The sequence below is a fragment of the Paenibacillus xylanexedens genome (assembly GCF_007676705.1).
Taxonomy (GTDB): domain Bacteria; phylum Bacillota; class Bacilli; order Paenibacillales; family Paenibacillaceae; genus Paenibacillus; species Paenibacillus xylanexedens_C.
In genome coordinates, this window is the sequence record NZ_VEBF01000003.1 from 527,023 (window position 1) to 539,384 (window position 12,362).

The 12,362-nt window shown below is 49.2% G+C and carries 9 protein-coding genes; 2 read left to right on the forward strand and 7 right to left on the reverse strand.

Annotated features, from left to right (window positions below; translation table 11 throughout):
- The first annotated feature begins 98 nt into the window (after positions 1-98).
- Both FS628_RS20220 and FS628_RS20225 read left to right on the forward strand, forming a co-directional pair.
- Entirely contained in the window at positions 99-1,313 is a 1,215-nt protein-coding gene (locus FS628_RS20220) for an MFS transporter (protein ID WP_145324824.1), read from the forward strand.
- 194 nt (positions 1,314-1,507) lie between these two features.
- Positions 1,508-2,365 carry an aldo/keto reductase gene (locus FS628_RS20225; protein ID WP_145324825.1) on the forward strand — a complete coding sequence of 286 codons (858 nt, stop codon included), beginning with the start codon at positions 1,508-1,510 and terminating at the stop codon, positions 2,363-2,365.
- Positions 2,366-2,496: 131 nt separating this feature from the next.
- Here FS628_RS20225 and FS628_RS20230 read toward each other — a convergent pair whose 3' ends face one another.
- The 7 genes from FS628_RS20230 to FS628_RS20260 all read right to left on the reverse strand — a co-directional run bounded on the left by FS628_RS20230 (position 2,497) and on the right by FS628_RS20260 (position 12,336).
- Positions 2,497-4,596 (reverse strand): glycosyl hydrolase family 18 protein, encoded by a 2,100-nt coding sequence (locus FS628_RS20230; protein WP_145324826.1) that lies wholly within the window; start codon positions 4,594-4,596, stop codon positions 2,497-2,499.
- The gene (locus tag FS628_RS20235) at positions 4,597-6,174 is read right to left on the reverse strand and encodes a chitinase (RefSeq protein ID WP_260871122.1); all 1,578 of its coding nucleotides are present in this window, start codon (positions 6,172-6,174) and stop codon (positions 4,597-4,599) included.
- 381 nt (positions 6,175-6,555) lie between these two features.
- Entirely contained in the window at positions 6,556-7,611 is a 1,056-nt protein-coding gene (locus FS628_RS20240; RefSeq protein WP_145324828.1) for a pectinesterase family protein, read from the reverse strand.
- Positions 7,608-8,720 (reverse strand): glycoside hydrolase family 88/105 protein, encoded by a 1,113-nt coding sequence (locus FS628_RS20245; RefSeq protein ID WP_145324829.1) that lies wholly within the window; start codon positions 8,718-8,720, stop codon positions 7,608-7,610. Before FS628_RS20245 ends, FS628_RS20240 begins: the two co-directional genes overlap by 4 nt.
- Positions 8,721-8,790: 70 nt before the next feature.
- Positions 8,791-9,756 carry a LacI family DNA-binding transcriptional regulator gene (locus FS628_RS20250; RefSeq protein WP_186327897.1) on the reverse strand — a complete coding sequence of 322 codons (966 nt, stop codon included), beginning with the start codon at positions 9,754-9,756 and terminating at the stop codon, positions 8,791-8,793.
- Between the two features lie 32 nt (positions 9,757-9,788).
- Positions 9,789-11,384 carry an extracellular solute-binding protein gene (locus FS628_RS20255; protein WP_145324831.1) on the reverse strand — a complete coding sequence of 532 codons (1,596 nt, stop codon included), beginning with the start codon at positions 11,382-11,384 and terminating at the stop codon, positions 9,789-9,791.
- Between the two features lie 70 nt (positions 11,385-11,454).
- The gene (locus tag FS628_RS20260; RefSeq protein WP_062836682.1) at positions 11,455-12,336 is read right to left on the reverse strand and encodes a carbohydrate ABC transporter permease; all 882 of its coding nucleotides are present in this window, start codon (positions 12,334-12,336) and stop codon (positions 11,455-11,457) included.
- Positions 12,337-12,362: the final 26 nt, after the last annotated feature.

Here is a 12,362-nt window from a genome sequence, read left to right on the forward strand (position 1 = left end):
TAGGGTACTAAAAAGTACGTACTATTCAATCTATACTGAATAACTCATAATAGCATTTGCCGGTACGTAAATCTACATTCTGGGGAGTTGAGCAAGAAATGTTACAAGATTCAAAACGCAGCACATGGGCGCTGCTGGCGCTGGCCATTAGTGCATTTGCTATCGGTACCACTGAGTTTATCAGCGTTGGGCTACTGCCCCTCATTGCAGATGACCTGGGCATTTCCGTAACTACAGCGGGACTGACCGTTACCTTATATGCCTTAGGCGTTACCTTTGGGGCTCCTGTCCTGACCTCACTGACGTCTACCGTATCACGCAAAACGCTACTGCTTGCCATCATGGTTATCTTCATTGCGGGTAACACGATGGCTGCGCTATCAACGGGTATCACCATGTTACTCATTGCACGCGTGGTATCCGCTCTGGCACACGGAGTATTCATGTCCATCGGCTCCACTATTGCAGCGGATCTGGTACCTGCCAACCGCAGAGCAAGTGCCATTGCCATTATGTTCTCCGGCCTTACAATAGCCACGGTAACGGGCGTACCTCTTGGTACACTCATCGGTCAACATTGGGGCTGGCGTGCTGCATTTATCCTGATTGTTGTAGTTGGCATCGTTGCGATGATTGGGAACCTGATACTCGTGCCATCCACGTTGAAACGCGGAACACGAACAGCATTTCGGGATCAGCTGAAGCTGGTTACAGGTGGACGCTTACTGCTGGCTTTTGCCATCACTGCCGTTGGGTACGGAGGAACATTTGTTGTCTTTACTTATCTGTCCCCGTTGTTACATGATATCAGCGGCTATTCCGAGAAAACAGTAGCGTTCATTCTGTTGTTGTACGGAATTGCCATTGCAGTGGGCAATATCATCGGCGGCAGAGCTGCCAACCGCAACCCGCTCAAGGCGCTCTTCTACATGTTCATCATTCAGACCATCATTCTGGGCATCATGTACTTTACCGTCCCGTTCAAGTTGGCAGCACTGCTCACCATTATGGGTATGGGCCTGCTCGCCTTCATGAATGTTCCTGGTCTTCAGATGTATGTAGTAACCTTGGCTGAACGATATGCACCACAGGCCAAGGATGTAGCTTCAGCCTTTAACATCGCCGCATTTAATGCAGGCATTGCCATAGGTGCCTATCTGGGTGGCGTGATCAATGACTCCATAGGTTTGATTCACACGACATGGGTTGGTGCCTTGATGGTTTTCATAGCCGTAATCCTGACTGCATGGGCTAAAATGCTGGAAAGCAAGGATCAACATGTACCCGCCGAAATAGAGAAGGCTTCGTTCTAAGTTGCATCCCGACCATTGGGATCGGCCTGGGAATATTGGTTCCAAATTTATGAGGGAACCGGTTTCACATCGTATTTTACTATACTATATACGTTGAACCCAATTTGATCTACTATGATTTGATTTTGTATGATGAAATAACGGAAATTCAGCTTCAAAGGACTGATTTTTACACAATTGAAGGAGGAACTCTCATGACAACAATACAAACCGCACAACATTTACAATCCAAAGTAATGCTGCACAATGGTGTTCATATGCCTTGGTTCGGACTTGGCGTATTTAAGGTAGAAGAAGGATCTGAGTTGATTGCAGCCGTGAAAAATGCGATTAAACATGGCTACCGCAGCATCGATACTGCTGCAATATACGGTAACGAAGCCGGTGTGGGCCAAGCGATTGCCGAAGCTTTGCAAGAGAACAACCTGAAGCGCGAAGAACTGTTCGTGACATCCAAAGTATGGAATGCAGACCTCGGATATGAAGAGACACTTGCCGCTTTTGATACCACCTTGAACAAACTGGGACTGGAATATCTGGATCTGTATCTGATTCACTGGCCAAAAGCAGGCAAATACAAAGCAGCCTGGAAAGCAATCGAGGAGCTGTACGCAGCCGGCCGCATTAAGGCTATTGGCGTAAGCAACTTCCAGATTCATCATCTCGAAGACCTGATGCAGGATGCCAAAGTGAACCCGATGATCAATCAGGTGGAATACCACCCTCGCCTGACTCAGGTTGAGCTTAAGGCTTTCTGTGAAAAAAATGGTATCCAGCTTGAAGCTTGGTCCCCTCTGATGCAAGGGCAACTGCTGGACAATCCGGTACTCACGGCGATTGCTTCAGCCAAAGGCAAATCGGTTGCACAAGTAATCCTGCGTTGGGATCTGCAAAATGGAGTCATTACAATTCCGAAGTCCACCAAGGAAAACCGGATTATCGAGAATTCCTCCATCTTCGACTTTGAACTTTCAAATGAAGAGATGGATCAGATCAGTGCCCTGAACGAAGATGTACGCGTTGGACCTGATCCAGACAACTTCGATTTTTAATAGATAGCCTTTTGGGAGGCTACTTTGAAATAACGCAGCAAAAACCACCGGATCAAGAGAGCCGGTGGTTTTTGGTTTTCTATTTTTTATGCTGCACGCTTCAATTAAAAATGTTGTAATCCATATTTTAACTATTGAACCTGCCACAATGCTGGAACGTTGGATGGCTCCCACCCGGGTAAGGATGTGTGGGATTGTAAGCATTTGTACGTCTTGCCGCTATACGTGACCACCTGTCCTGTAGTGTAAGCTGTGTTCGCCTGCCAAGCGGAAACTCCCGGGTTCGTCGTTCCTGTTGCCGTTTTTACAGTCACAGCACCACTCGCAGCAGACAGATTGCCCGCCGCATCCTTTGCTTTCACCGTAAATGTGTACGAGGTATCCGCTGCAAGCCCGCTGATCGTTGCCGTCGTCCCGGTCACCGTTGTTGCCAGTACCGTTCCGTTGTACACATCATAACCCGTTACACCTACATTGTCTGTCGATGCCGTCCAGCTAAGTGTAATGCTTGAGGATGTTTGACCCGTCGAAACGAGGTTCGTTGGTGCAGTTGGAGCCTGCGTATCACCTCCCGGCTGAGCCGTTGTGCTTACGGTTACAGCATTACTGGCTGCAGACAGATTACCTGCCGCATCTTTTGCTTTTACCGTAAAGCTATATGATGTACCCGCTGTAAGTCCGCTGATCGTTGCCGTCGTCCCGTTGACGGAGTTCGCAAGATTAGCACCGTTGTAGACGTCATAACCGGTCACACCTACATTATCTGTTGAAGCATTCCAGGCCAGCGACACCGCGTTTGCCGTCACGCCTGTCGAACGGGCATTTCCGGGTACGCTCGGTGCTGTCGTATCTACTGGCGGCAAGGTGCCTCCATTGGACAGATCCGATTGCAGCTTGTTTTGGAGCGTTTTGTTACGGTCACCGCTCAGCTCCCAGAACATCGCCCCACCGAGTCCTTTGCTCTTGATATAAGCCGTTTTATACCCAACAGACTCCGCATCGTCATAGCTGATAAAGCGCTTGTTGGATGCATTATAGAGATATGGCACTTTGGCCGTGTCATTCCAGTAACGGGTATACCCGTTTTTATTGATGTAATTGGCCTCCAGATCGTAGAAATCAAAGGAGCCTGCCTCCCATGTTCCAACGGAAGAACCACCCGTGCACGTCTGATACTGGCCGCTATTTGCCTGAGCACATCCATCCCAGCCACGTCCATAGAATGGAACACCAAGCACAAGTTTAGCAGCCGGCACACCTGCATTCAGATGCCCTTGTGCTCCGGCAGCTACATTAAATGTATTGGCATCTGGCACGCCAGCGGCTGAAGCCGCAGGATCATAGTTCAATGGTGCATTATGTGCGCTGATCTTTTGCCAAGCCCCGTTAAAATCGTATGTCATGATGTTAATCCAGTCGACGATGGCAGCAATTTTTGCAAGCTCTGTATTCGCAGCGTAGGTCGCAGATGCACCGCTGGCAATCGTAAGCAGATACTTCTTGCCGTCTACAGCCCCCGCTGCATCCAGCTTTTCACGGATTTTGCTCAAGAGCAGGGTGTAATTCTGCTTATCTTCAGGACGTTTGCTATTACCATCGAGCCCGCCAGATACCGGGTACTCCCAGTCCAGATCCACCCCGTCAAAATTGTACTTCCGCAGAAAGTCTACGGCAGAGTTCGCAAATACCTCTCGGGTTGCCGCAGTCGCAGCTACATCAGAGAAGCGGTTGGACCACGTCCATCCTCCCACGGAGATGATTGTCTTCAGATTAGGATTAATCTGTTTCAACTTGTTCAGCTGATTGATATTGCCTGCAATGGGTTGATCCCACGTATCTCCTGCAAATGTCTTACCCGTATCGATCCAAGGATCGCCAAGTACGATCGTTCCGTTGGGCACATTGATCGTCTGGCTTTTTTCATTCTGACAGGTCCAGGTCACAGGATTTGGCCCTGAAGGGTCCGGATTTCCATGAACCCCGTTCCAGCAAATATCAGCAAAAGCATAGTTGATATGCGTCACTTTATTCGGATCAATATCGGTTACATTATAGTTTCTCCCGTACGCAGCCCAGGACGGGTAATAACCAACAATTTTATAAGTATCCGCTGCTTCTGCCGTAGCAGGTTGGAGTGTAAATGAAGGGATAATAACGGATAAGAGCAGGGACAGACCCAGGAAAAACGTTGCGGTTTTCTTCCAAACCGTGTGTTTATTTACATTTGGCATTTAGTACACAGCCTCCTTTGTTGTTTGCGTGCTAAAACCATTCAGGAATGAGCGATGTGCGTTTGAGAACTGGTTGTTCGTATACGAATCCCAATTAATCGACCAGGTCATAATCCCCTTAAGGCCTGCATAACCAGCAGGTTGGCGAAGGGTGTAGGAGCCGCCGTATGACACACCTTTGATCAAATAATTCAGTGCCTTTTGCAGCTCAGCTGGCGTCGTATAACCGCCTCCGGCAGCTTGCTGGGAAGCCGGTACACCGATTGCAATCTGGTCCGGTCGCAAGGGACTAAAGAATGGTCCTGAGCTTCCGCCTACATTAAAGCCTTGAAGCAGCATTTCAGCCATGGCCACATGGAAATCTGCTGTTCCTTGGGCGTAGGAGCGCCCATCCAGCCCCACCATGGAGCCCGTATTATAGTGCTGTACATGAAGCAGCGTCAGGTCATTACGCAAGGCATGGATGACTGGCAGGTATGCGCCCCAAGGGCCGCCATAGCTCAGATATCCGCCCTGTACATAGGCCGTCTCCGGTGCTGCCGTCAGGATGAAATTGGCGCCAAAATGAGATTTAACCGCTTTTACGCCATTGATGAGATGAACGATCTTCGGTGTCGTCGGACTACGGAAATCGGTATCCCCTGCATTAAGAGACAGGGAGCTTCCTTCCAGATCGATATCCAGACCATTGAAACCATAGGTCGAAATAATTGATTTTAACGATTCTTCAAACTGCTGTCTCTTGGTCGCATCGGTGAGTTCAATGGTGCCATTGGCTCCCCCCATGGAAAGCAGCACTTTTTTTCCTTGGCTTTGAAGGTAGGCAATATCGGATTTGAATTCGGCTACCGTCGCATTATATGGAGTAAAGGCAAGCGTTCCGCTGCCATGTGAAATCGGTTCGGCAAAGGAGACATTAATGACGTCATAGGCTGTTGATACGTTACGAAGTCTGATATTGGTAGAACCATTGTCGAAGTTGTGCCAGTAGCCGATCAGCCATTTGCTGCCGGTTGGCCCAGGATGAGAAGATCCGTTGGAAGTCGTTACACTGAGGGATGTGCTCGCAGCAGATGTATTGCCTGCGGCATCTTTTGCTTTTACCGTAAAAACATAAGTCGTGCCAGCTGTCAGTCCCGTTACTACAGCCGTTGCACCTGAGGTGCTTGTCACGAGAACACCGTTTCGATACACCTCATATCCCGTTACGCCCACGTTATCCGTGGATGCACTCCAAGCCAGATTGACTGAGGTGTCCGTGATGGAGGATGTGGTCAGACCAGTCGGCACAGAAGGAGGTGTCGTATCAGGACCCGGAGTCTCTCCCCCTCCGCCGGTATTTTCACCGACGTATTTCCACAATGCAGGAACATTGGAAGGCTCCCAACCAGTCAACGCTGTATGGGGCTGAATACACTCATAATCTTTATTTTGATATGTTACGAGATCTCCTTTCTTGTATGCGGTGCCTGCCTGCCATAAGGCAGCGGCGTCAGCTCTAGGTGCAAACCACGAAATAATCAGAAGAAATGCCAAAGCGAATGTAATGACCGGGCGGAATCGAACAGCTTTATTCAAGCAAAATCCCTCCTGTACTAGGTTATTCTCACCTTGCAGACAAAGCTTCACTGGTGCACTCACATGTAATCGGCGATCAATTCGAGCCTCATCAAACCGTCTGACGCTAAGTGCCTCCTCACTCCCTTCCCTTACCAAAATGGACCTTCCCTCTCGTTTTCTTTTTTTAACAGACACCATCCAAATTTTACAGGGAATTTACAGATCCTCACCCTGTATTTAATCAGTAAAATGCAAATCAGATAAGGGATAAATTATTTCTATGGGGGGCGAAAAATGTAAGATGCCGCACAAAAAAGGCTCTCTACCAAGTCTTTAAGAGACTTGAAAGAAAGCCTTTATCTTTTAATTTGCAATAGTAGAAAGTTGAATTGTCACTGATTAGCCCTTCTCCTCACCGAAAGGTTGCCACCCGTCCACACCGGACAGAACAAGAGGTATCGCGTATTCGGCTGCTTCCTGCTCACTGAGTGTTCTCGCCCATGGGACCCGCACCGTCGCATTTCCGGCCCCAGGTCCGGCACTGTGATATTCGGCGTACACAACCGTCGCTTCCGCATCGGCTTTGTTCCAGTTATGCCAGCCCTCCTGCTTCACATGAGCACCGATCCAACAGTTCAAGAAACAGACTTTGGCATGATTACGCCAAGGTCTACCAAGGTATACCGACTGGGGGGGTGCGTTACTGGTCAGATCACAATCGATAAATACATACCCATAACGTACATCCTCGGGTGTAGAAGCCGCGGTAATCCAGCCGTTCACTTCTCCGTTCGCAGCCGCCGCATCAGACAAACGGTTCTTCGCAAAGATCTCACAACCCTTGAATACAGCCGTAGCCGAGCCGAAAATAAAATCGATGTCGCCCTCAATGTAACAGTCCTCATAATATTGACGCAGCTTTCGCCGCTCCGCACCATCTCGTGGCCCGCCAAAGTAGCTGCGATCCAGCGGTTGCTCCGGCAATGGCCCGGTAAAGATCGTATCCTGATGGCCGATAAAGCGACAATCACGGAATGCAGCCCGATCTCCGTCCACATAAATAGCCAACGCCTGACCTACTACCTTACCTGGCCCAGCAGAATTAACAAAAGAAAGTCGCTCGGCTGTAAAATCGTCAGCTCCGATGAAGGCAGTATACGAATGAAACGTGTGATACTGTGATCCGTCTGGAAACTTCTTGAGTGCATGATCATCATACGTAATGACGGTCTGCTCCGCTCCCTCGCCTACCAGATGAATCATGGGCTTCTCAATATGCAGCTTCTCATAATATACACCTGACTTAATTCGGATCTCGAAGCACTCCGTTGCATGATCCGGAACGGCATCAATGGCGGCTTGTATGGTAGCATAATCACCCGTCCCATCCGAAGCAACGTTATAATGTTGGGTTTTTTGATCCTGATCTGTATACGGTGATACCTGCTTACTCATGACAATCGCTCCATTTCCAGCGCAGCCAGCAATAACGGAGCCAAGCCCATAAAGGAATCGCTTACAACTGCTTCGCTCACATAGTAGCTGTAAGAGCCGTCCCGGTCCAGACTGAGTCCTGCCCCGTGGCAGATTCCATTCAGCCTCACTCCGTCAGCGGTCTCTTCCATCAATCTGGAGATCAGTCCGTTCCAGCCTTTCTCCGCCGCCTCTCTGAAATGTGGCTCCAGATAACGCAACCGTACACCCTTTGCGAGTGCATACACGAACATGCTTGAGCCGGAAGCTTCCAGATAATTGCCCTTGCGGAAACCCTGATCGAGTACTTGGAACCACAACCCACTCTCCTGCTCCTGCACGCGAACCAATGCATGACACATCCGTTCGAAGATACCAATAATCGTTCCACGCTTCGGATGATGCACAGGGAAATGCTCCACACTGTCTACAATAGCCATCGCATACCAGCCCATCGCGCGACTCCAGAAATGTGCGGAGCATCCAGTCAACGCATCGGCCCAGACCTGTTCTTTGGATTCATCCCAGCCATGATAGAGCAGCCCGGTGCGTGGATCACGCGTCTTGCGTTCAATCAGCAAGATCTGATGAGCTACCTCATCCCATAATTCCGGACGATTGAACTGCTTCGCATACTGAGCAAGAAAAGGAGACGACATATACAATCCATCCAGCCACATCTGGAATGGATAGATCTTTTTGTGCCAAAAGCCGCCTTCGGATGTTCGAGGCTGCCCTGCAAGTTGCGTTGCCAGTAGATGTGCTGCTTCCGTGTATCGTTGATCTCCGGTAGTATCCATCAATCCAAACAGGTTTTTGCCCTGATTGACCTGATCCAGGTTGTATTCTTCAAGTGAATACGTCGCAATGGAACCATCTTGCTGCACATACATATCCATATGTCTCTTCATAAAAGCAATATACTCATCCTTGCCGTACTGTTTACCCGTTCGCGCCATTGCCATTAGTGTCATACCCTGAACATAAGCCCATCGTTCAGAAGGAAACGCATGATAGCCGTCTCCGTCACATTGCTGGATAATCGTCTCTGCTATTCGCTCAGACCAGGATAATTGCGTCTGTACCTGCATAACGGACACCTCCTTGAATGTTGTACCATCCTTAACGTGCACATGTGCGTCTAATCATTCCTGTTCTTCGTTACTGGCATATTGCCGTGGAATTGCGATGATTCAACTTCGGCTGAATTACCACCGGATAGTCCACGTGTTCATCACGGATCAACGATACAATCAGCTCAGCGGCCTGCGCAGCCAGTTCATCCAGTGGTGGTCCAATCGTTGTCAGTGCGACCTCGGCATATTGCATATCTGGCAGATCATCGTAACCGATTAATGAGATATCCCGTGGGACACTGTAACCCGCTTCGAGCAAGGCCCGCAGCGCACCCCGGGTCACCAGGTTGTTCAATCCGATAAAAGCCGTGGGTGACTCCGGGCCAAATGTATGATTACGTATGGCAAAATATCCATCTTCCCAAGAGGAATGTGCTGGCAGTACATGGTCCTCGTTGAACATTAAGCCTGTGCGCTGCATCGCTTCCCTGTATCCTTCCAGTTTGATATTCTGCGAGTTGCCGATAAAACCGATTCGGGTATGACCGAGCGATTGCAGGTGCTCGACTGCTTTGAATATGCCCTCTTTGCGATCAATCTTGATGTATGGAGAGTTGGGCGTCTCATCTGTACCCAGCACGAAACATGGCATGTTGAGTGTTGCGAACTTTTTCCAGAATACATCCCGATTGTCCAAGGCATAGTCCCACAGGATACAACCGTCCACACGCAGCTGGCTGAACACATCTACCCCGTCATCGGCGACGACCAGAATCATCTGGTATCCCCGTTTCTTCAGCTCCGCGTGCAGACTGCCGGATATGTTCGAGAACAACGGATTACTCAGCTCATCCAGCACAAAACCGATGATATTGCTTCTGCCCGTGGAGAGCTGCCGAGCCAACATATTTTTCCGATACTGGTGTTTCTCCGCAACGGCGAGCACCTTCTGCTTCGTCGCCGGTTTGATTCGAGGATCATCGTTAAGCGCCTTGGATACCGTGCTATAGCTCACCCCCGCCAGTTTGGCAATATCTTTAATGGTTATCAAAATCAATCAACACCCTTCATACCTTGGGAAACTTATTGCTGTGCAGCTTTATATCGATCATACTGCGCCTGTCTGCCAGCAATAACCTGCTCAATATTCATCTTTTTCAATGTTTCAATATAACTGTCGAACTGATCCAGACTGGCATCTCCGCTAATAAATTTGAAGTTCATCTCTTCCACATATGTCGTGATGTCAGGCATCGCCATGCTCTCTACACTTGCCTCATCCGGCAGCGCGTAGACAAACGGGAACGGTTCACGGATGTATGGCTCCAGTTCCTTGTCGAGCTTGGCATGCCATTCGGCTACGACAGAATCGGCAGAGTCGGTGGATTGAATGTTAGGCAGATTGACGGGGCCGATCCCGAGCTTCTGAATGTATTCATTGTCTTTGCCTTTGTCCGTGAATGTCTTCACGCCATTCTCTTCCGTATACGTATCATCCTTGATGCCCCATGTATAATACGTCTGCGCTTCCTCACTTACGGCATAGTCCAGGAAACGGAAAGCCAGCTCTGGATTTTTACTATCACGCGTAATGCCAAAGATACCACTTACCGGTGTACGTCCTACATAGAACTGGTCCCCATGCGGTCCTTTCAGTGGCAGAATGCCTTTGAAGATGGGCTCTGCCGGATCATAATCCTTGAAGAGCGGGCTATAGACCATCGACATGTACCAGCTAAAATTAAACGTCGCTCCCGTCACATCCTGAGAGATGCGCGAGGTCACCTGATCACTTGTGGTACTGGCATAATCCACCCCAAGCAGACCTTCCTTGTACAACCCGTTCAAGTAAGCCAGATATTCCTTGTAGGCAGGCTCATAATAGCTGAAATGCACCTTGCCCTGATCGTCCGCATAGAATTGATTGGACAGATCCAGACCAAAAACAGGACCAAATGCCATCGACACAAATTTGGATTCCATGGACAAAGGAATCTCATCAGCCTGCCCGTTGCCATTCGGGTCATCCGTCTTGAATTTGCGCAGCATCGCTGTGAACTCATCCAGTGTAGTCGGTTCGTTCAATCCCAGCTTCTTCAGCCAGCGCTGATTGATCATAAACACAGGCATATAGTTTCTGGTGAGCGTCTGCTGCGGGATATAATACATTTTACCATCTGGCGTCGTTAAACTGGCTTTAACCGAAGGGGACTTTTCATATATTTTTTTGAGATTCACGCCGTACTTCTCCACCAGGTCGTTAATCGGGATAAACAGGCCACTGTTGATGTATTTCATGAGCTGATCCTGATCCGGCAGGTAGACGATATCCGGCAATCCCGTACCGGCAGCCAGTCTGGGATTCACAGCATCCGCGTAATTCTGTGGTGGAATCAGATCCCAATCGACCTCAACACCGGCATTGCTCTCGATTTTCTTCACAATTGCGGCGGTAGACAGATCCACATTGGTCGTCCATGCGTTGGTTCCAAGAACAGATAATTTGGCATCCGGCTGATCCGTTACCGGTCCTGCACCAGTGTAATTAAATGCAGGTTCCGAGCTAGTTGGGGTACTCCCCGCATCAGTCCCTGCCCCTGTTCCTCCGCTACAACCCGCAAGGCTGATTGCCAGTATCGCTGCCATTACACTTTTTCTTCCTGCCCCTTTAAATCTCATCCATCATTCCTCCTTAGGTATGAACAGTCCTGAACAACCTTGGTCAATCCTGATGCTCGGGTAAAAAAGGCTATCCTTTCACGGCTCCGAGGGTGATCCCCTTAACGAAGTACCGTTGGATAAACGGGTAGATCGTAACAATAGGCAGAATGCTGACCACAATGGATACATAACGAACCTGAAGGGAGGAGACCGCCAGTGCACCTGAAGTCATCGTACCTCCCATCTTCTGCATCACTTCCGGAGAAGCCATGATCAACACCCTTCGCAGGAACATCTGTAAGGGCTGCATATCCTGTTTGCCCAGATATAATAGGGCCGAGAAAAAGTTGTTCCAGTGGAATACCGCATAGTACAGGGTAAGGACAGCCAGTGTTGGCTTGATGATCGGAACCGCCAGACGATACAGCATCGTCAGCTCGTTGGCCCCGTCTATACTGGCACTCTCGAAGATCTCATTCGGAATGCCTTCAAAAGCCGAGCGGCAGATCATGACGTTAAACGTAATGACCAGTACAGGCAGCACCATCACCCAGCGGGTATTGTATAGCCCAAGTGATGTTATGAGCATGTAAACCGGAATGAGTCCACCCGAGAAATACATGGTGAAGGCGATAAAAAAATTCAGTTTTCTACGCAGAAAAAATTGCTGTCTCGATAACGGGAAGGCGGCGAGGCAAGTCGCCACGATATTCAACAGCGTGCCAACCACGGTGTACCAGACGGTGTTGTAGAATGAAACCCATAACTCCTTGTATTGCAGGACCATTTGGTAACCTGACAGGGTGAACCCGACAGGCCACAGCACGACTTTTTGTTTGTCGATGGCATCCACCGAGCTGAATGAAATACTAATCACGTACAGGAAGGGATACAACGTAATCACGACCGCCAGTATGGTCAGCAGGTAAACGCATCCGTAGAACAACCGATCACTACTCGATTTTTGCATACAGGATCTCCTTTGGGTTCGGTTAT

What these genes read in the sequence shown, in the direction of transcription:
- FS628_RS20220 (WP_145324824.1), top strand. Translation starts at nt 99, where the DNA reads ATGTTACAAGATTCAAAACGCAGCACATGGGCGCTGCTGGCGCTGGCC.
- FS628_RS20225 (WP_145324825.1), top strand. Translation starts at nt 1,508, where the DNA reads ATGACAACAATACAAACCGCACAACATTTACAATCCAAAGTAATGCTG.
- FS628_RS20230 (WP_145324826.1), bottom strand. Translation starts at nt 4,596, where the DNA reads ATGCCAAATGTAAATAAACACACGGTTTGGAAGAAAACCGCAACGTTT.
- FS628_RS20240 (WP_145324828.1), bottom strand. Translation starts at nt 7,611, where the DNA reads ATGAGTAAGCAGGTATCACCGTATACAGATCAGGATCAAAAAACCCAA.
- FS628_RS20245 (WP_145324829.1), bottom strand. Translation starts at nt 8,720, where the DNA reads ATGCAGGTACAGACGCAATTATCCTGGTCTGAGCGAATAGCAGAGACG.
- FS628_RS20255 (WP_145324831.1), bottom strand. Translation starts at nt 11,384, where the DNA reads ATGAGATTTAAAGGGGCAGGAAGAAAAAGTGTAATGGCAGCGATACTG.
- FS628_RS20260 (WP_062836682.1), bottom strand. Translation starts at nt 12,336, where the DNA reads ATGCAAAAATCGAGTAGTGATCGGTTGTTCTACGGATGCGTTTACCTG.